Origin of the sequence: Streptomyces sp. NBC_00557 (assembly GCF_036345995.1) — a bacterium.
Lineage (GTDB): Bacteria > Actinomycetota > Actinomycetes > Streptomycetales > Streptomycetaceae > Streptomyces.
The window spans coordinates 282,291-301,924 of record NZ_CP107796.1 but is presented as its reverse complement, the minus strand read 5'-3'; the positions used below and the strand labels follow the sequence as shown (position 1 = coordinate 301,924).

General features: G+C 72.1%; 13 protein-coding genes and 1 pseudogene. 7 read left to right on the top strand and 7 right to left on the bottom strand.

Translation table 11 applies throughout. The features are described from left to right. The first annotated feature begins 709 nt into the window (after nucleotides 1-709). Nucleotides 710-1,894: a type III polyketide synthase gene (locus OG956_RS01415; RefSeq protein ID WP_330336062.1), complete on the top strand. Its 1,185-nt coding sequence runs from the start codon at nucleotides 710-712 to the stop codon at nucleotides 1,892-1,894. A 33-nt stretch (nucleotides 1,895-1,927) separates the two neighbouring features. Here the strand turns inward: OG956_RS01415 and OG956_RS01410 are convergent, their stop codons facing one another. Continuing rightward, complete coding sequence (locus OG956_RS01410; protein WP_330336061.1) at nucleotides 1,928-4,105, bottom strand: ATP-binding SpoIIE family protein phosphatase; 2,178 nt, start codon at nucleotides 4,103-4,105, stop codon at nucleotides 1,928-1,930. A 488-nt stretch (nucleotides 4,106-4,593) separates the two neighbouring features. Between OG956_RS01410 and OG956_RS01405 the strand changes: the two genes are divergently transcribed. Then, a complete protein-coding gene (locus OG956_RS01405; protein ID WP_330336060.1) occupies nucleotides 4,594-5,253 on the top strand; it encodes a DUF1707 SHOCT-like domain-containing protein in 660 nt (219 codons plus the stop codon). 81 nt (nucleotides 5,254-5,334) lie between these two features. Here OG956_RS01405 and OG956_RS01400 read toward each other — a convergent pair whose 3' ends face one another. The 4 genes and pseudogenes from OG956_RS01400 to OG956_RS01385 form a co-directional block, all read right to left on the bottom strand. Then, on the bottom strand, nucleotides 5,335-5,880 hold the full coding sequence (locus OG956_RS01400; RefSeq protein WP_330336059.1) for a hypothetical protein: 546 nt from the start codon (nucleotides 5,878-5,880) through the stop codon (nucleotides 5,335-5,337). Nucleotides 5,881-5,998: 118 nt separating this feature from the next. Then, nucleotides 5,999-6,525, bottom strand: a pseudogene (locus OG956_RS01395) (DinB family protein). Nucleotides 6,526-6,667: 142 nt separating this feature from the next. After that, nucleotides 6,668-9,205, bottom strand: coding sequence for a DEAD/DEAH box helicase (locus OG956_RS01390; protein WP_330336058.1), 2,538 nt, complete (start codon nucleotides 9,203-9,205; stop codon nucleotides 6,668-6,670). Nucleotides 9,206-9,596: 391 nt separating this feature from the next. Next, nucleotides 9,597-9,830: a hypothetical protein gene (locus tag OG956_RS01385; protein ID WP_330336057.1), complete on the bottom strand. Its 234-nt coding sequence runs from the start codon at nucleotides 9,828-9,830 to the stop codon at nucleotides 9,597-9,599. 383 nt (nucleotides 9,831-10,213) lie between these two features. Here OG956_RS01385 and OG956_RS01380 point away from each other — a divergent pair, with 383 nt between their 5' ends. From OG956_RS01380 to OG956_RS01360, 5 genes are all read left to right on the top strand, one after another. Continuing rightward, nucleotides 10,214-11,086, top strand: a complete 873-nt coding sequence (locus OG956_RS01380; protein ID WP_330336056.1) for a helix-turn-helix domain-containing protein — start codon at nucleotides 10,214-10,216, stop codon at nucleotides 11,084-11,086. Continuing rightward, on the top strand, nucleotides 11,083-11,334 hold the full coding sequence (locus OG956_RS01375; RefSeq protein WP_330336055.1) for a DUF397 domain-containing protein: 252 nt from the start codon (nucleotides 11,083-11,085) through the stop codon (nucleotides 11,332-11,334). The genes OG956_RS01380 and OG956_RS01375 overlap by 4 nt, the downstream gene beginning before the upstream one ends. Before the next feature lie 83 nt (nucleotides 11,335-11,417). After that, the gene (locus OG956_RS01370; protein ID WP_330336054.1) at nucleotides 11,418-12,245 is read left to right on the top strand and encodes an SAM-dependent methyltransferase; all 828 of its coding nucleotides are present in this window, start codon (nucleotides 11,418-11,420) and stop codon (nucleotides 12,243-12,245) included. A 207-nt stretch (nucleotides 12,246-12,452) separates the two neighbouring features. Next, nucleotides 12,453-13,427 carry an L-threonylcarbamoyladenylate synthase gene (locus OG956_RS01365; RefSeq protein ID WP_330336053.1) on the top strand — a complete coding sequence of 325 codons (975 nt, stop codon included), beginning with the start codon at nucleotides 12,453-12,455 and terminating at the stop codon, nucleotides 13,425-13,427. Nucleotides 13,428-13,699: 272 nt separating this feature from the next. Continuing rightward, nucleotides 13,700-14,983 (top strand): FAD-dependent oxidoreductase, encoded by a 1,284-nt coding sequence (locus tag OG956_RS01360; protein ID WP_330336052.1) that lies wholly within the window; start codon nucleotides 13,700-13,702, stop codon nucleotides 14,981-14,983. Nucleotides 14,984-15,155: 172 nt separating this feature from the next. On the opposite strand, the gene OG956_RS01355 is transcribed toward OG956_RS01360, so the two are convergent. Continuing rightward, nucleotides 15,156-16,298: an ABC transporter substrate-binding protein gene (locus OG956_RS01355; RefSeq protein WP_330336051.1), complete on the bottom strand. Its 1,143-nt coding sequence runs from the start codon at nucleotides 16,296-16,298 to the stop codon at nucleotides 15,156-15,158. Between the two features lie 235 nt (nucleotides 16,299-16,533). Then, nucleotides 16,534-19,356 (bottom strand): SpoIIE family protein phosphatase, encoded by a 2,823-nt coding sequence (locus OG956_RS01350; protein ID WP_443065515.1) that lies wholly within the window; start codon nucleotides 19,354-19,356, stop codon nucleotides 16,534-16,536. Nucleotides 19,357-19,634 lie beyond the last annotated feature (278 nt).

Here is a 19,634-nt window from a genome sequence, read left to right as displayed (position 1 = left end):
CTTCCCGGCACACCTGCGTTCACCCTATCGGGTCGGGCCACGCCAAAAAAGCGTCAAGGTCACCGGCGCCGCCGCCGCGCAACAGCCGGCCCGTACGAACCGGGAGCCGTACGGGTGCCGTCGAAGGCGCCGGGGCCGCCGTAAGGGGGTCGTCAACGGTGGCCGGATCCGGACGGAGAAACGGTTTCCTCAGAGGCGCCCGTTTCCGCCGAACCTCACTCCAGGAGTTCGCGATGGCCGATCCGGCCTTCGTCGTCACTCCCTGGAGCTGAACATCGCGCTGAAGGACCTCACAGCGAAGCACTGACGGCCTGGTTCGCGGCGACTACACCCATGCGGCTTCGTGTCGCAGTGGTCCGGCGCACACCCCCTTGTGTGTGATGACTCACGCCCGACCACGTCCATGTCATGCCCGCGACCGATCCCCGGGCCCAAGTCGTGATCGGCGCCTGTCGCCGGTCGAGCGGCGCGGTGAACACCGAGGTCGGCGGTGTGACTGACGACCCGTTTGGTGATGGTTTGTCACCTCTTCGGTATGGGGCTCATATAGGGCACAACGGTCGTGACGTCGTTCACTCGTCACACAGTCCAATGAGGGTCTAATGCGAAGTAGAGTGCGATGACCGCGTCTTGACCCTACTCCGCCGAAGAAGGTGGAAATTCGGGCGCTTTCTGCCAACCATGCAATTTCGGGAGAAAGGTGCGTATCGTGGGCGCCTACTTGTGTCCTCCGGCCGTGATACACGGCGAACATGCAGTGGAAACCGGCCAGATACTGGCAGAGGTGCGGAGCCGGCATCCGCAGGCGCCGTGGCTGCCGCGCATCGACAGCATCGCCGCGAGCACGGGCATCGTCTCCCGCGGGTGGATGCTGCCGCTGGAGGCGGCCACCGCGCCCGGCGGCGGGAGCGGACTGCGAACTCCTGGCGTCGGCCCGGCCCGTGAGGCACTGGCCCGCGACGGCTTCACCGACGAGGAAGTGAACCGCGTGATCGCGGCGCTGGAAGCGATACCGGCGCCGCAGACCATCGAGGAGCGCACCGCGCCGGCCTGGGCGGCCGTCCAGTCGTACGGTGAGCGCGCCGCCCGCCAGGCCCTGGAGACCGCCGGACTGGACGCCGCAGACGTCGACTGCCTGATCACCAGCCACTCCACCACCCCGGCCCTGCCCGGGCTGGACCTGTCCCTGCTCAACCAACTCCCGCTGCGCGACGACGTGCTGCTGCTGCCGGCCACCCAGTGGGCCTGCATCGCCGGCACCCGGTCGCTGGCGCTGGCGGCCGAGCTGGTCGCCGCGGACCCCGACCGGGTGGTGCTGGTCGTGATCTCGGAGGCGCTGAGCACGACCTACCAGCCCGCCGACGACACGCTGGAGTCCCTGATCGTCCGGCTGCTGTTCGCGGACACCGCGGTGGCCGCGGTGGTCACCGGCCGCCCCAGGACGGAGTCGGTCCTGCGGCTGGACGCGGCCTGGCACCACACCCTGCCCGGCACCTCGGACCTGCACCGGCTCGACACCCGGTCCGACGGCACGCATTTCGTGATGGACCGGCGCGGGCCGCGTGCCGTGCAGGAGACGGTCGCCGCGATGTGGAAGTGGCTGCACGGACGCCACCAGCACGACGCCGAGGCATGGCATCCCGATCTGCTGCTCGCGCACCCCGGCGGCACCCGGGTGCTGGAGTACATGGAGCAGACGATGCCCGACGCGTGGCCGGAGGATCTGCTCGCCTACAGCCGGGACAGCTACACCACCGGCAACCGCGGCGGCGCCGCCGTGCTCGACATCCTGCGGCGCGCGTGCGACGCCGGTCAGAAGACGGGCAGCCGTACGGTCCTGTACGCGGCCGCGCCCGGACTGACCGCCACGGCCCTGGAAGGCGAGTGGCTCTAGCCGGGGCCCGCCGCTCTCATACCGGCCGGGCCGTCACGCGCCCAGTTCCGCCCAGACGGCCTTGCCGGTCTCGGTCCACCGCACGCCCCAGCGTGTGGTGAGCTTGTGGACGACGTGCAGGCCGCGCCCGCTGTCGTCGAGCAGTTCACCACGGCGCAGGCGCGGCAGGCCGTTGCCGTTGTCGCCCACCTCGCACGACAGGCGCCCTCCGGCCCGCACCAGCCGCAGCGAGACGGGACCGGTGCCGAACCGGACGGCGTTGGTGACCAGTTCGCTGATCACCAGCAGCGCACTGTCCCGCACCGGGTCACTGATGTGCCATTGCCGCAGCAGCGGGGAGGCCAGCTCGCGGCTGCGGGCGGCGGTGTCGCCGCGGGCCGGCAGGCGCCAGGTCGCGGCGTCCCGGCTGCGGCGGCCGGACATACGGGCGAGCAGCAGCGTCACGTCGTCCCGAAGGCGCCCCCGCGGTGCCAGCGCGGCGACCACGCGACGCGCGGCCGACTGCAGGTCGTCCCAGGGATGCACCTCGCGCACCACGTCCGTCAGCCGGCCGATGCCCTCGTCGATCGAGGCCGTCGGATCCTCCACCAGGCCGTCGGTGTAGAGGGCGAGAAGCGAGCCGGGCGGAGCGGCGAACTCCTGCACGTCGAACGGCTCCCGCACGGCGAACTCGGCCCCCAGCCCCGGGTGGGGCTGCGCCGCGACCGTCTTGGCGGAGCCGTCGGGATGGACGAGGACCGGGGGCAGGTGGCCGGCGTTGGACATCACGATCCGGTGGTCGACCGGATCGTAGACCGCGATGCAGCACGTCGAGCCGAGCGCGCTGTAGCCGGCCGCCAGGCCCGCCTCCGTGTCGTCGAGGAGGGTGACCGTCTCGTCCAGGCGCTCCAGCACCTCCCCGGGGCCCAGCCCGGCCGACAGCAGCGCGCGGGCCTCCATGCTCAGCTGGCCCATGGCAGCCGCCGCCCCGAGACCGTGCCCCACGACGTCGCCGACCACCAGCGCGGTACGGTCGCCCGGCAGCGGAAAGCTGTTCACCCAGTCACCGCCCACGCCGGCACTGTCGGGGGTGGTGGGCTCGTAGACGCTGGCGACCTCGATGGTGTCGCTGCCGACCCGCGGCAGCAGCCGGCGCTGCAGCGCCAGGACCTGGGCGTGCTCACGCTGATGCTGGCGGGCCAGATCCACATGGCGGGCGGTCTTCGCCACGAGTTCCTGCAGATCGAGCAGCTCACTGCCGCGGAAGAGGCGCTCCGGACGCCGCCACACCTCGGTCACGCCCAGCACGATGGGTCCGGACGAGCCTTCCGGTCCTTCCACGACCAGCGGTATGCACGCGACGCTCATCGGCCGGTCGCCGGGCACCAGGGCGCGCACCAGCTTGGGATCTTTCAGCACCCCCTCGATCGCCTCACGGTCGGGGATGACGATGGGCTGCGGTTCGTCGTCGCGCATGACCGCACCGGCCAGCAGCCGGCTCGCCTCGCGGGGGAGGTTGTCCCCGGGTGTCAGATACCCCTCGGGCCAGGCGCGGTCCGGCACCAGGGCCGCGCGCCGCAACCGGATGCGGTCCTGCGCCTGCTCGGTGACGGCCTCTCCCGTCCACACGGCGTAGTCGAGGTCGACGGCGGCCACGTCCCCCCACGCCAGCAGGGACTGGGCCAGGGACTGCGCGGTCTCGCCGATGTCCAGGGACGTGCCGATCGCGGTCGCCGAGGCGTACAGGTGCAGCCGCTTGGCCATGGCGATCAGCGAGACCGTCAGCCCTTCCTGCGGTGGCGCGGCCGGCAGGATGCTCATCGAGACCACGAGCTCCGTCCCGTCGTCCCGCCGCAGTCGCTGGACCCGGGCGACGTGCGCCTCCCCCGTCTCGAGGACCCGCTGCAACCGCTGTGTCACCGTCGGCACGTCACCGGGCGGCAGCAGATCGGTGAAAGCCGTTCCCGGCGCGGCCTTCACGCCCTCGAAAGGGGCGGCGTCCAGATTGCAGGCGGTGATCCGCAGATCCCGGTCGAGGGTGACCGCCCCGAGAATCTGCTCCTGACCCCCGTTGTCCGGCTCGGCGCACGCGGGCCGGCGGTCACGATGCTCGTCCGGGGGAGCGGCAGCGCCGGTGCCCGCCCTCTTTCCGCCCCTGGGGATGTAGTTCGCCAGGGCGCCGCTGACCATGTCGAACGGCGAACCAGAGGAAGCGGAGGGTGTGGGGTCCATGCAGCTCCACCCAGCTCACTGACTCCCGGCGCGTGCCGGAAAGCGTTCCCGAGTCCGTGCGATCAAGCCCCGAGATCCCTTACCGCACACCTCCTGGATAGCACACATACCCTGCCCGCCGAAGAGACGAAGGCGAGGGCTGAACCCCGGGAGGGCCGTGCGCCACCGGTCACGCCGCAGCGGCATCCCGCGGAGTCCGCCGCCATGGGGGGCGGGGCGGCACCGGACGCCATGAGCCGGCCGACGGCACGTCCGCGGACGGTGACCACGCCTTCGGCCCCGTGCCGGGTGATGCTCGGTCCTCCTCCCCATCGTCGCCCGCGACCAGCCCGGGCGCGACCGGGTCGCGCAGCCCCGGCGGGGTGTCCGCGGCTGCTGCCCGCCTGTGCGTGAGAGGGATCGTGTCCATGACGCGTTATAGCGTTACTCTTTCCCTCGCGTCGCCGCGTGCGCCGCTCGGAGACTTCGGACGAGACCAGGACGGAAGCATGTCGGGAGAGATGTCGCCCACCGGGAAGCGCTCCGGTCCCGGCTCGCCGCCCGAGCTGCGCGCCTCGCACGCGGACCGGGACCGCGTGGTCGATGTGCTGCGCATCGCGGCGGGCGACGGCCTGCTGACCGCCGAGGAGCTGGACGAGCGCCTGGAAGCCGCTCTGTCGGCGCGGACTTTCGGCGAGCTGGCCGAACTCACCGCCGACCTGCCGCCCGTGTCGGCCACGGCCGGGGTGACGGGAGCAGAGGTCAAGGACGTCGTCCGGATCGAACAGGTCTTCAGCGGAGCCGTCGAGCGCTCAGGGCGCTGGGTGGTGCCGCGGAGGCTGGAACTCGCGGTGACGTACTGCGACGTCACGCTCGACTTCACCGAGGCCGTGATCACGCACGACACCCTGCGGATCGACGTGAACATGGCCGGGAAGACCCTGACGCTGGTCACGCGGCCGGGCGTCGTGGTCGACGTCGACGGCCTGCGGCTGGTGCACAGCAGGGTCACGTACCGCCACACCCCGACGGATCCCGGCACTCCGGTCACCCTGCGCGTGGAGCTCGTCGGGGAGAAGGCCCACGGCCGCGTCGTGGTACGGCCCCCGCGCCGGACGCTCGGACAGTGGCTGCTGCGCAGGCCCGCATTTCCTTCGTCAGGCGATTGACCCCGTCGCCGGGAACCGCCCGCCGCGCTCGGCCCGGCGGCCGGGACGACGGTGCATGGTGCGCTGTCCGGGGCGAGCGGGTCAGTCGCCGGCTTCCTCCTCCGGCCCGGGCGCGTCACCGATGGCGACACGCAGGTCGTGCACGCCTTGCAGGATGTCGATGAGTGCTTCTTCGGCTCCGCTCAGCGCGTGCCGGGTTCCTTCCGTGTCGCCGCGGTCGGCGTGCACCTGGGCGCCGAGCACGTACACCGCGGTCATGACGGCGGCGAAGGCGGCCTCCCGGCCCGGCGGCAGCTCTTCGTCCTCGGGTTCGGAGACCTGTACCGCGGTGCGCTGCAGCCGGTTCGTCAGGACGTTGACCGCCACGCCGGGATCACCGCTCAGCTGTTCCCCCCAGCCGAGCAACGTCTCGAGGACGTCCTCGATCTCCCCTTCCTCGGTGAGCCGGGTCGCGGCCGTGATCTCGAGCTCCGTCTTCGCCAGCAGGCGGCCCAGGAGCTGCAGACGGTCGTCCTCCTGCGCCGCCTCGGGCCGCCGCTCCGGCTCTGCCGCGGGCTCGGCCGCCAGTGCGGCGAGCGCTGCGCGGATCTGCTCGGCACTTACCGGGTGCTCGCTAGGGATGCTCACGCTTTCAGCTTCACCCAGCGAAGCGGGGCTCGCCCGCCCGGCACGTTCGAGTCCGAGCCGAGTTCCACCACCCAGACCAGCGCGCCACCGCCCGGGCCGCCGAAGGCACAGGCCGCTCTCACGCGCCGGTGACTCCGTCGATCCGCTCCCGAACGAGGTCCGCATGACCGTTGTGACGGGCGTATTCCTCGATCATGTGCACCATGATCCAGCGCAGGGAGACTCCCGGGCCGCCGACGTGCCCGGCTTGCTGTTCGGACAGGCCTCCGGAGTCCTCCAGCGATGCGTCCCCGATCAGCTCGCGCCCCCGGGCTATCTCCGCGCGCCAGACGGCCGTCACCGCGTCGATCCCTCGTTCGGGATGCAGGGCGAAGCCGTCGGGTTGCCCTCCCCGAAGACCGGCGGCAGGTCCTGACCTGCGAAGACACGCTGGAACCAGGTGCGTTCCACCTCCGCCATGTGCTGCATGAGACCGAGCAGCGTCATCGATGACGGGGATGCCGCGGCGCGCCGCAATTGGTCGTCATCGAGCCCGGAGCACTTCAGGGCGAGTGTCGCGCGGTGAAAGTCCAGCCATGCTTCCAGCATGGTGCGCTCGTCGGCGTAGGGGGGCGGGACAGGCCGTCCATCCGGTGTCGTGGTCATGAACACACCCTGGCAGCAGACGACCGTTGACCACGACCGTCTTCGCCGGCGACGAACGGCCCTGCCATCAGGCTCGCAGGCAGCCGGTGACGTCCCGCCCGGAGCGGCGTGTTGACGGTGCCGCGCCATCGCGGACGACTCGCTACGTCCAGCGCATGCCGATGGCGGAGAGCTTTTTGATCCGTTCGGGGGAGAGGGTCGCTGCTCTGCTGCGCTGGTTGCTGATCCACGCGCCCAGTTTGAGTTCCCGGATCTCCCGGCCCTCGCCGCCGGCGCTGTCCCGGCGGGCCTCGATGACGACCCGTTCGACGTGTTTGCGCGGTACCCGCAGGTGGCCCTCGCGCCGGTAGAACTGCTGGGCCGCGGCGTAGTTGAGGGCCCACTTGTCGGCGTGGCTGCGGCGCGGCTCGGGTTTCTCGTCCTGGGCCGCGGGCTCGATGCCGAGGACGTGCTCGCACAGCCACTGCTGCGCGGTGGTGAGCCGGTCCCAGCCGAGCCGCTGGGCGCGCACCCAGCGCCCGAGGTCCTCGCCCTGGCGTACGGCCTCGCCCGGCGCCGTGGGCAGTGTGCCGCCGGCCTCGAGGTGCAGCCGGACCAGATGGAAGCAGCGCTGCCATGCCACCGGCCAGGCCGGGCACCACGACGGGTCGATGTCCTCCAGCCGCTCGCGCCGTTCCTGGGACAGCACCCCTCCCGGCGCCTCCACCGGCAGGCCCTCGGCATCCTGCTGCTCGATCTCCGCGGCCCGGCGCGCGGCGGCCCGCTGGTTCTTCAGCCAGATGCCGACCTTGTAGCCCTGGTACGTGGCGTCCAGCGGGGCCAGGAGGTGCCCGTTCTCCTCGGCCCACCCCCGCGCGGCGGCCAGGCCCTCCTCCCAGGCCACATCGAAGTGGCTCCAGATCATGCCGAGCCGTTCCAGTTGCTCGACACGGCCGGCGTCCAGCGTCCCGCGGGCGTGGAACCTGCGGGCGTCGGCGATCCACTGCCCCAGCGGGAACCCGGCGAGCGAGGCCGGCCACCCCTCGGCCTCCGCCTCCGGCTCGTCGCGGCCCGGCACGCGGTAGGTGAACGGGACCCTCAGATCACCGTGCGCGCGGGCGTAGAGGGACGCGGCTTCGACGCCGCGGCGCCAGTGGGCGTGCTCGGGATCGAGGACCCGCAGGTTGATGAAGGCGGCCAGCCGGGCGGGGTCACGCGGGGTGGAGAACTTCAGCAGTTCCCGGGCCGGCGCCGACAACCGGTCGCCTCCGCCGCTGCCGGCGCCCTCGTCCTCCTCGCCCCCGCTGCGGCTCTGCACGCCCCTGACCCGGCTCTGGGCCTGCGGCTGGGCGAGCTGTTCCACGACACGGGCATCGTGCGCCCGGAGCGCCTCCAGGAGTTTGGCGAGGCCGCCGTACGCCCGGCTGGTCAGCATGGTGTCCGGCGTCTCTCCCGGCCCGAGCAGGACGGGCACGACGAGGGAGGCGGTCTTGCCTTCGCCGGGCCGCATCCGCAGGGCCCGGCCGACGGCCTGTACGAGGTCGGGCATGGAGCCGCGTACGTCGGCGAAGTAGACCGAGTCGCAGTCGCGGGTGTCGACGCCCTCGCCCAGCACCTTCACGGATCCCAGGAAGCTCTTGTCCACCGCGGTGCCGTCGGTCGCGACGCCTCGGGCGAACTCGGTGAGGACGCGCTTGCGGTGGACCGGCGGGTGATCGCCGCACAGCCAGTCGGCCCAGACCGTCTCGGGGTACAGCGCCGGGTCCTGAGCACGCAGCCGTGCGGCGACGCCGGGAAGGCCGGCCGCGAACGCCTCGGCCTCCTTCACCAGGTGGTGGAAGACGAGCGTGCGCCGGAAGTCCTCCTCGGCCGACGCCTTCACCAGCGCGGCCTGCAGAGCGGCGAGCCGCGCCCCGCGCACCCGGTCCGAGCGGCCTTCGATGCCCAGGAGCTGGGCGGCCTGCAGCTGGGTGTCGGTGATGTCCAGGCACACGACCTGGTACGGCGCGCAGATGCCCCGGTCGATCGCCTCCGAGAGCGTCAGGGTGTGGCAGCGCGCCCCGAACGGCCCGGCAGGGTCGTCCTCCATCGAGGCCACCAGCTCGCCCGGCACGCCCGGCCCGCTGTCCTCGTCGAGCTGCCACAGCCGGGGCGTGGCCGTCATGTACAGGCGCCGCAGGGCGGGGATACGGGTGTTGTCGTGGACGACCGCCCAGGGCTTGCCGATCCGCCCGGAGGTCCGGTGCGCCTCGTCGACCACGATCAGATCCCAGCCCGGAAGCCCGGCGGCGTGTGCGCGCTCCAGCGTGCCCAGCCCGAGCGAGGCGTACGTGGCGAACACGGTCACCTTGTCGAACGGCCGCACCCAGTCGACCAGCTCGCCCGCGTCCGTGGTGTTGGGGAACGCCGCCTCCTCCCCGCGCAGGGAGGACACCCCGATCATCGGCCCCGTACGGCCGCCGTCGCGCCACGCGGCCTCGGTCTGCGCGAGCAGGTCCAGCGAGGGCACGAGCACCAGCACACGGCCGGCCCGCAGCTCCTCGGCGCTGCGCACGGCGACGAGAGTCTTCCCCGAGCCGGTCGCCATGACCACCTGAGTCCGCAGCCCGCGCTCGGGAACGGTGCGGTCCGCAGGCAACTCGAGCGCGCGGAGGACCGCGTCCACCGCCTCGCGCTGGTGAGCGCGCAGAGTCTTCGTCACGTTCCCGTCCTCGACGTCCTGGGCTTGCACCCTTGCCTTCCAGCATGCAGGGGGCCAGGTCGGAGGCTAGCGGGTGGTCACGCATACGCACGGGCCGACCGTGACGGCCGGGCGGCCGTGATCCGTGAGGACGGGCCGGCTCCGCCGGACGGCGCGACCGCGGCACGGATGTGATCGTCTCCGGCGGGAAGCAACGTCGCGGCGGCCGAGGCCGAGCAGCCCCGGCCGATCCGCTTCAGGACGCCCGCAGCACAGGAGGCCGGGGAGTCCCCGAGGACCCGCCGGCGCGTTCATCGTGTTCTGCTGCGTCCGCGTCCGACGCCGACGGCCCGTGGGCAGCCTCGCGCAGGCCGCCGTGCGCCTCGGGCAGCGGGTGTCCCGGTCTGTCGCCTCAGAACCTCTCTTCCGGGTGGCCGCCGGGCGTGATGGGCATGGGGTCGGTGAGGTTCTCCGGCGCCGTGGTCCACTCGATGCCGCCTCGCCGCGGGGCCAGCCAGGCGACCGGCGTCGGCGCCGTGCCCTCGGGGGCGATGGCGCGCAGGATTCCGCGCCGCCCTGTCGCGGAGTCCGTCACCAGGTGACCGAGCCACGGGTGGGAGCGGTGCATCAGGCCCGTGGAGGTCACGGCTGCTCCCCGCGGGGACCCGGTGCCGGTGCTCGTCGGCGGTGTGGTGAGGAGCGCTCTGTGGGGGGACATGGTGGTTGCCTTCCATCCGGGGCCGGGACGCGAGGATGTGGAGTGGCGGCGATGCCTTGCCGACAGCCGTGTTCGATTCGATGTGCGGGCCGTCGAACGTCTGGGCGTCTCAACTTCCCTCGAGGCGCGGGTTGTTGGCGATGGGGGCCCGGGCGTCCGGCTGGTCCGCTCACGATGTAACTATGCTCGCAGTCGACTTCACGCTGCAACTGCTTCCCTGATAATTTCAGCCAGGCGGTATCCAGTTGGTAACACCGCCAAAGCGTTATGCTGCGCGCCATGGTGACTGACCGTCAGGGAATGGGGTCTGCGTGATGGAGGGCCGTTCGGGGGCGGGGACCAGCGCGCCGACAGTGCTTCGGATGATCCTCGGCCGGCGGCTGCGGGAGAGGCGGCAGAGCGCCGACGTGTCGCTGGAGGACGCCGCCAGGGCCCTGCGGGTGAAGCCGCTGACGATCCGGCGCCTGGAAAAGGCGGAGGTCGCTCTCAAGCCCCTGTACGTGGAGAAGCTGCTGGAGGCGTACGGCGCCGACCGCCAGGAGATCGACGAGTTCGTCGCCCTCGCCGAGCGGGCCAACGAACCGGGCTGGTGGCACGCCTACCGCGACGTGCTGCCCAGCTGGTTCTCCGCCTACGTCAGCCTGGAGAGCAGCGCCAGGACTCTGCGCACCTATGAGCCGCACTACGTCACCGGGCTCCTGCAGACGTACGACTACGCGCGCGCCGTCCTGCGCGGCGGGTTCCCGAACGACAGCGAGGAAGACCTCGAGCGGCGCGTCCAGTTGCGGCTGCGCCGGCAGAACCTGCTGGAGGGCAAGGACGCTCCCACGCTGTGGGTGGTGATGGAGGAGGCCGTCCTGCACCGCGTCGTCGGCGGTGCCGAGGTGATGCGCGCGCAGATCGACCGGCTCCTCGAGGCCTCGGAGCTGGAACACATCAGCATCGACGTCGTTCCCTTCTCCGCGGGCGCCCACGTCGGCGCGTGCGCCCCCTTCACCTACTTCCGGTTCGAGGAGCCGGAGCTGCCCGACGTCGTCTACAGCGAGATCCTCACCGCCTCGATGTACCTGGACCAGCGTTCCGACGTCGCCGCCCATCTGGAAGCGCACAACCGGATGTCGCTGCTGACCTCGTCCGCAGACAGCAGGGCGCTCTTGCAACACATGCGCAAGGAGTACTCATGACCACAAGCCATGGCAGGGTCTACAACGGGATGCCCGCTTCCGACCTCGGTGAGCACGGCTGGGAGTGCCCGTGGAGCGGGCCCAACGGGGGCCAGTGCGTGGAGACCAAGCAACTCGCCGACGGCCGTGTCGCGCTGCGGCAGTCGACGGATCCTTCGGGGCCCGCGCTGATCTACACCACCGCGGAGATCAGCGCGTTCCTCGAAGGAGTCAAGAAGGGCCTAGCCGATCATCTGGTGGCCGGCTGAACCCCCGGCGCGATCGGGAGAAGCCGCCGCCACGAGGCCGACCCCTCGCCCTCAACGCCACGCAACCATCGGAAGGGAAGAGCATGAGCAGCACGTCGGCCTCGCGGGACATCGACACCAGCAGGCCCCACTCCGCACGCATGTACGACTACTACCTCGGCGGCAAGGACCACTTCGAGGTGGACAAGCAGGCAGCCGAGGCTGTCGCGTCGGTGTATCCGGGGATCTTCGTGTGCGCCCGTGAGAACCGGTCCTTCATGCACCGGGCGACTCGCGTGCTCGCGCGGGAGTACGGCATCCGCCAGTGGCTGGACATCGGCACCGGCATCCCGACCGAGCCGAACCTGCACCAGGTGGCCCAGTCCGTCGTCCCCGAGGCCCGGGTCGTCTACGCCGACAACGACCCTCTCGTGCTGAAGTACGCCGAGCGCCTGATGCGCAGCACGGTCCAGGGCCGCACCGCGTACATCGAGGCCGACGTCAACGACCCCGCCGCCCTGCTGGACGCGCCCGTCCTCACCGAGGTGCTGGACCTGAACAAGCCGGTGGCGCTGTCCCTCAACGCCCTGATGCACTTCGTCCCGGACCGGCAGGACCCGTACGGGATCGTCAGCCGTCTGCTCGACGCCCTGCCCTCCGGCAGCGCCCTGGCGCTGAGCCACTGCACGCCCGACTTCGATCCGGACACCTGGCAGAAGGTCACCGACATCTACGTCGACGCGGGAACCCCGGTGCAGTTCCGCACCCGCGCCGACGTCGCCCGCTTCTTCGACGGCCTGGAACTCCTCGACCCCGGCATCACGCTGGGCCACCGCTGGCGTCCCGACCCGCCGAGCGAGGGCGCCGCCGGGGCCCAGCCGCCCACGGACGCCGAAGTCAGCCTGTGGACGGGTGTCGGCATCAAGCCGTAGCCGTCACAGCGGCCTCTCCTTTCCCGAGCTGGTCCTCCGGCACCGGCGCCGCCGGGCGGCCGCCCGCGGCGCCACCGTGAGCGGCACCGGCCGGGGCCCGGCGATCCCGGCCGTCCGGACGTGCCGGGCCAACCTTGACTGGCCATTGTCAAGATGGCGCCGCTGCCGCCGGCAGAGGGGGAGCGGATCAGTGAGAGGATTGGGAGAGTGACAGCAAGAACCAGTGACATCGAGAAGGCGACCGAGGTCCTGCGCGCCGGGGGCCTCGTGGCTCTCCCGACCGAAACCGTCTACGGCCTCGGCGCCAACGCCGAGGACCCCGCCGCCGTCGCGCGCATCTTCCAGGTCAAGGGACGCCCGCCGTCCCACCCGCTGATCGTCCACATCGGCGGCGCCGAGCACCTGGACGACTGGGTCGCGGACGTGCCCGCGACCGCGCGCCTACTGGCCGAGCATTTTTGGCCGGGGCCCCTCACGCTGGTCCTGCGGCGCGGTCGACGGGTGCCCCTCGAGGCCACGGGCGGGCTGGAGACGGTGGCCGTGCGCGTCCCCGGCCACCCGGTCGCGCTCGAGTTGCTGTCGGCGTTCGGCGGCGGTGTCACGGCTCCGTCCGCCAACCGCTTCGGCTCGGTCAGCCCCACCACGGCGGACCACGTCCGGGCGGAGCTCGGCGACGCCGTCGACTTCGTACTGGACGGCGGCCCCTGCGAGGTCGGTGTCGAGTCGACCATCGTCGACGCCACGGGCGACACCCCGAGCATCCTCCGGCCGGGCGGCGTGACGCGCGAGGACCTCGAAGCGGTGCTGGGCCGCCCGGTCGCGGTGCCCTCGACGAGCCGGGTCCGGGTGCCGGGCCAGCACCCCTCGCACTACGCGCCGCGGGCGCGGGTCGTCCTCGTCGAGCCGGAGAAGGTCGTCATCGAAGCGGAGCTCGCACAGGAGCTGGGGCACAAGGTCGGCGTCTTCCTTCCCCCCTCCCTCGCCGACGCTCCGGTGCGGGCACACGCCGTCGTGGCGGTCCCCGGTTCGACCGCCGCCTACGCGCGGAGGCTGTACGGGTTCCTGCGCGAGCTGGACGAGCGCGGGTGCGACCTCATCATCGCGTCCCTGCCGGTGGAGGAGGGACTGGGCCTGGCGATCGCCAACCGGCTCCGCCGCGCCGCGGGACCCCGGCCCTCCTGAGCGGCCGTACCCTCACCGTCCCGATGTGCCGGGTTTGAGTCGGTTCGTTACGGTCGGCCAGTCCCTCGCGGGTCTTGATCCGGCGCACCGGGACGGTTGTGGCGCTTCGACCAGATTTTGGTCAAGGTGTGTTCATTCCGCGGATGTGCGCCGCGAGTCCGGGCAGACTGAGGCGCGGAGGGGGGAAGTCCTGCGCCGGCGACGGCTCGGCAGGGCGTCCCGAGATGGCGCGCCGCCCTGGGGAGGGGCGGCGGTCGATCGGTGGGGGATGCATGACGCAGTCGCTTTCCGGGCAACGCCCTGCCCGCAGGCGGGTGGCCGACGGCCACCGCGGGCTTCCGTGGGTCGTGGTGGGCGCCGGCCCGTACGGGCTGTCGGTGGCGGCACATCTACGGGCCGCGGGGGTCCCCGTGCGGGTCTTCGGCGAGGTGATGGGCAGCTGGCGCCATGCGATGGCCACCGGGATGTTCCTGAAGTCCACGCCGGACGCCGTGGATCTGTCGGTCCCGGAGCCCGGCGGCCGGCTGGCGGACTTCCGGCGCCTGCACGGCGAACCGAGGCTGACCGAACTGACGCCGATCCCGTGCGAGGTGTTCGTACGCTACGGCCAGTGGTTTCAGAAACAGTACGTCGGTGACGTCGATCCGGTCCGCGTCGTGGGTGTCGACCACACGGAGGACCGCGGTGCCCTGAACGTCCGGCTGGACGACGGCCGGCACATCGCGGCGGCCGCCGTGGTGGTGGCCACCGGCCTGAACGGGCTCGCCCACGTGCCGGCCGCACTACTGCCCCTGGCCCCCGAAGGGACCGGCCCTGCGGCCCTGGTGTCGCACACCAGCCACCACAGCGATCTCTCCTGCTTCGCCGGACAACGGGTCGCGGTCATCGGCGGCGGCCAGTCCGCCCTCGAGAGCGCCGCGCTCATGCATGAAGCCGGGGCTGAGGTGCTGGTGCTGGTGCGGGAGCGGAAGGTCCGGTGGGGATCGGTCCCGCAGCCGGACAGGCCCCTGCCACGACGGCTCGCCCGGCCGGCTTCTCCGCTGGGGCCCGGCTGGACGCTGGCGGCGGTGTGCCGGGCGCCCGGGGCCGTGCGGCGCCTGCCGCCCGCGGCGCGCATGCTGCTGTTCCGGCGGGCGCTCGGACCGTCGGGCGGCTGGTGGCTGCGCGACCGGGTCGAGGGCGTGGTGCCGGTGCGCACCGCATGCCGCGTGGTCCGCGCCGAGGCAGCCGGGACGGAGGCCCGCCTGGAGCTGGCCGGGCCGGCCGGTCCGCCGGAGACGCTGACCGTCGATCATGTGCTGGCCGCCACCGGCTACCGCCTCGACCTGGGCACGCTCCCCTTCCTGCTCCCGGAGGTGCTCCGCGACGTCGAGTGCGTGCCCGGTTCGAAGGCGCCTCGGCTGAGCAGCCGGTTCGAGTCCTCGGTACCCGGCCTCTACTTCACCGGCTCCCTCGCCGCCCCCACCTTCGGCCCCATGCTGCGCTTCGTGGCAGGAACCCGCTTCGCCGCCACACGCATCGCGTACGACGCCCTCCAGCGAGCGATCCGGCACTGACCGGCAGCGATCAGCGGAGGTCCCGCGTCGGCCCTGCCGTCGCGGGACCGGGCGGAGTTGCCTGCTTGTGCCCGAGCCGCACACCGGCACCACCGCCCCGGTGCCGCCGCCCCAGGGCGACACCAGCAACTCGAAGCCGAGCACCGGCATCGCGCCGCCGTATTTCTTTGCCCTACCGCTCGGACATGGTCGTCGCCCAGCCCTGGTCGACCGTCTTCCTCGCCTTCTCCAGTTGCGCGTCCGTCGGGAACTGCGGTGTTCCCTCGACGATCGGCAGTCGTGCGGCGGCGGCCGTGTCGAGGGTGCCGTTCTGCCTCATGGCGTCCATGAGCACAGGACGGGCGTAGCCGTGCAGCCGGAGGTTCTGGCCCTCCGGGCTGAAGAGGTACTCCAGCCAGAGACGGGCAGCCGCCGGATGCGGGGCTTTCTTGTTGACGGCCAGGGCGTAGTACTGGGCGAAGCTTCCGTCGAAGGGGATCGCGACCTGCCAGTCGACGCCCCTGCGGCCGAGCTGGTCGGCGTAGTGGAGGTTGATGTAGTCCCAGTTGATGCTGATGGGGGTACGGCCGTCCTCGACGGTCGTCGTGTTGGAGTTGAGGGGGTTGAAGTTGCCCGTCTTCTTCAGCTCGGCGAAGAAGTCGAGGCCGGGCTGGATGTTGTCGAACGACCCGTGGTTGGCCAGTGCGGCGGCGTAGACGCTGGCGAAGGCGGTGGCCGACCTGGGCGGGTCGCCTTCGAGCGCGACCTTGCCCTTGTAGGCGGGCTTCAGCAGGTCGGCGAACGTCTGCGGGCAGGTCTTCACCCGGTTGGCGTCGCACCCGATGGAGATGTAGCCGCCGTAGTTGTTGGACCAGCGGGCCTCTGCGTCCTTCTGGTTCTCGGGGATCGAGTCGTACTCGGCGACTTTGTACGGCGCGAGCAGGTTCTGCTGCGCCGCGCTCCGCGCGAACGTGTCGCCCACGTCGACGACGTCGGGGGCTGTCGGCTTTTTCCCGCTCTTCCTCAGGGCGTCGATCTCGTCCTCGCTGTGGCCCTGCGGATCCTCGACGGTGACCTTGATCCCGTACTTCTTCTCGAAGCCCTGGATCAGGCCGCCGTAGTTCGCCCAGTCGCGCGGCAGCGCGATCGCGGTGAGCCTGCCCTCGTGTCTCGCCGCGGCGGTCAGAGCGCGCATGCCGCCCGCGTTCGCGGCGGAGGTGGCCGCCGACGGCTTCTGGGGCTCGGCGGGCGGTGCGTGCTCGCAGGCGCTCAGGCCCAGTGCCGCGAGAGCGAAGCAGGCGAGCGCGACCCCTGCTCGGGCACGGGATGTGGTCACGACTGCTCCCGGGGAGGGGGACGCCACCGGCCCGAAGCGGCGGGCCTTGCGCCGTGCCTCCTGGCGTCCGTGGGTCTCCTGCGTCGACCAAGTGGTCATCGACGCCAGACTACCCGGCGGCCTCACCGGCGGATGCGAGCCCGGGGGCCTGCGATCAGCGTGTTCGCCCGGCGGAACACACCCCGGCCGTCTCTCTCGTGTCTCGGCCTCGTCTCTCCGTGCGGCCGTGCCCGTCTCACAGCGCCGTGTCGTCCCACTGGTCGAGCAGGGCGTCCCCGAGTCCCTCCGCTTCCGGCGTGCCGACGTCGTGGAGGGACTGTTCGGCCCAGATGACCTTGCCGGTGGGGGTGTAGCGGGTGCCCCAGCGCTGGGCGAACTGGGCGACCAGGAAGAGGCCGCGGCCGCCTTCGTCGGTGGCCTTGGCCCGGCGCAGCCGGGGCGAGGTGCTGCTGCCGTCGCAGACCTCGAAGATCAGGGTGCCCGCGGCCGGGCCGTCGGCTGACGCCGCGCGCAGCAGCCGGACGGTGATGGGCTCGGCGCCGTAGCGGATCGCGTTGGTGATCAGCTCGCTGAGGATCAGTTCAGCGGTGAAGACGACGTGCTCCAGGCCCCACTCGGTCAGGCGGCGGGCGCAGGCGCTGCGCACCGGGGCCACCGCCGCCGGGTCGCGGGGCACGTCCCACTCGGCCATCTGCTCCGGCCCGAGGCGGCAGGTTCGGGCCACCAGCAACGCGATGTCATCCCTGGGGCGGTCGGACAGCAAGGCCTCCGTCACCGCCGCGCAGGTGGCCTCCGGGGTGCGCTCGGGCCCTGACAGGGCCTCGCGCAGGGCCTGCAGACCGGCGTCCAGGTCGTGGCTGCGGTCCTCGATCAGCCCGTCGGTGAAAAGCACCAGCCGGGAACCCTCGGGCACGCTGAGTTCGGTGGTCTCGACCGGCAGGCCGGCGCCGAGTCCCAGTGGCGGGGAGACGGGCAGCTGGGGGAAGTCGACGGTTCCGTCGGGCCGGACGATCGCCGGTCCCGGATGGCCGGCGGTGGCGAGGGCCAGCTGCCCGGAGGTGGGGTCGTAGACGGCGTACTGGCAGGTCGCCCCGGTGATCGTGCCGTGTGCGTCCTCGATGGGGGCGATCTCCTCGGTGTCGATCTGGGCCACCAGCTCGTCCAGCCGGAACAGCAGCTCCTCCACCGGCAGGTCCAGGCTGGCGAAGTTGTGCACGGCGGTACGCAGCCGGCCCATGGTCGCCGCGGCATGCAGACCGTGGCCGACGACATCGCCGACGACCAGCGCCACCCGGGTGCCGGACAGCGGGATGACGTCGAACCAGTCCCCGCCCACTCCGGACCGGGCCGGCAGATAGCGGTAGGCCACGTCGAGGGCCGACTGCTCGGGGAGCGCGCGTGGCAGCAGGCTGTGCTGCAGGGTGGCGGCCATGGCGTGTTCACGGGTGTACCGGCGGGCGTTGTCGATGCACAGCGCCGCCCGCGCGGCCAGCTCCTCGGCGAAGGACACGTCGTCGCCCTCGAACGGCGCGGAGCCGCCCGCGCGCCAGAAGTCCACCACGCCCAGCACCACGCCACGGGCCCGCAGAGGAACCACGAGCAGCGAGTGGATGCCCTGGTCGAGGATCCGCCGGGCGCGTTCGGGGTGCTGGGCGAGCCAGCCCTCGCAGGCGCCCAGGTCACCGGCCAGTACCGGCCGCCCTTCGGTCATCGCCGTGGTCACAGGGTGTTGCGGGACGAACCGGATCAGCTCGCCGACCGAGTACAGGGGCCGGCTCCCGTCCAGGCCGCAGGCGGCGATACGGCGCAGCTCGGTGATCTGGACCGGGGCCGTGGAGGCCTCCTCGCCGCGCAGCACCGGATCCAGCAGCTCGACGGTGACGGCGTCGGCGAACCGGGGGACCGCCACCTCGCCCAACTCCTCGGCCGTCCGCTTCACGTCGAGCGTGGTGCCGATCCGCAGCCCGGCTTCGTAGAGGGACCTCAGCCGTTCGCGCGCCACCTCGGCGCGGCCGGTGAGCGCCTGCAGCTCGGTGGTGTCCCGGAGCGTCACCACGCTGCCGCCCGCTCCGTGAGGTGCGGTGAGCCGCTTGTTGAGCGCGAGCAGCCGGTCGCCCGCCCGGTACACCTGGTCGCTGGCGGGACGGTCGGAGACCAGCATCGCGGCGAGGCTCTCCTCCAGCCCCAGATCGGTGACGTGCCGCCCCTCCACCTGCGCCGGAAGGCCCAGCAGCCGCCGTGCCTCGTCGTTGGCCAGCAGCAGCCGGCCGTCACCGCCGACGATCAGCACCCCTTCCCGCACGGCGTGCAGAACCGCGTCGTGGTGCTCGTACATCCGGGTCATCTCCACCGGCCCGAGGCCATGGGTCTGCCGCCGCAGCCGGCGGCTCACCAGGGCCGACCCGCCCGCCGCGACGGCCAGGGCCGCGGCGGCGCCGCCGAAGAGGACGGGCAGCTGCCGGTTCACCCTGTGCTGCACCTTCTCGACCGTGACGGGGACGGAGACGATGCCGATGACCGAGCCGTCGGGATCCTTGACGGGGACCGCCGAGACCACGGACAACCCCAGGGTGCCCTGGAAGGTGCTCGTGAACGGCTTGCCGCTCGCCGCCTGTGCGTAAGGCCCGATGACCCGTTTCCCGACCTGGTGGGGGTCGCTGTGGGTGAGGGTGATCCCGTTGAGTCCGTAGACGATGATGGCGTCGACGCCCGCGGCCTTCCGCGCCGCCTGGGCATGCGGCTGCAGCACCTCGCTCGGATGCGCGCTGTGCAGTGCGGCCACGATCCCCGGCGAGTGGGCGAAGGTCTGCGCGGTGGCGAGAGTCCGGGTCCGGGCGCCCGCCATGATGTCCCGCTGAGCCTGCACCACCAGGACCGACAGGGCGGCGGCGATGAGCAGTACGACGACCGCCAGCTGCAGGAGGAACACCTGGCCGGCGAGGCTGCGCACGCTCAGCAGCGACCGCCACCCCGCACCCCGCCGGCGCCGATCCGGCCCGGAAGCGCGCCCGGACGCACCAGGCGCGTCACGCCCGGATTGACCCGAAACTGCACCCATACACCCTTTCTATCGTCTTCTGCCGTCTCTTGACGGGCCTACGACGAGGAGACTGCCACGGGCCGGTCCTCCCGGGGGTGCGGAGAGCGGCCCGGTTCGACGACCGTCTGACCTCCGCGGGCGGCGGGACGCTCGAAGCGCTGCTGCTCAGCCGGTGGCGACGGGGGCCAGGGGCCGATCGCGTCGGTGACCTTCCTGGACCAGTGGCTCATGCGGCGGGCCGGCCGGTCCGGGACACGGTCCGGGATTTTCCGGAAGCGCTCACCCTCGGGGGGAGC

Excerpts from the sequence above, each read along its gene's own strand:
- OG956_RS01410 (WP_330336061.1), bottom strand. The coding sequence starts at position 4,105 with ATGGACCCCACACCCTCCGCTTCCTCTGGTTCGCCGTTCGACATGGTC.
- OG956_RS01405 (WP_330336060.1), top strand. The coding sequence starts at position 4,594 with ATGTCGGGAGAGATGTCGCCCACCGGGAAGCGCTCCGGTCCCGGCTCG.
- OG956_RS01375 (WP_330336055.1), top strand. The coding sequence starts at position 11,083 with ATGACCACAAGCCATGGCAGGGTCTACAACGGGATGCCCGCTTCCGAC.
- OG956_RS01370 (WP_330336054.1), top strand. The coding sequence starts at position 11,418 with ATGAGCAGCACGTCGGCCTCGCGGGACATCGACACCAGCAGGCCCCAC.
- OG956_RS01360 (WP_330336052.1), top strand. The coding sequence starts at position 13,700 with ATGACGCAGTCGCTTTCCGGGCAACGCCCTGCCCGCAGGCGGGTGGCC.
- OG956_RS01350 (WP_443065515.1), bottom strand. The coding sequence starts at position 19,356 with ATGGGTGCAGTTTCGGGTCAATCCGGGCGTGACGCGCCTGGTGCGTCC.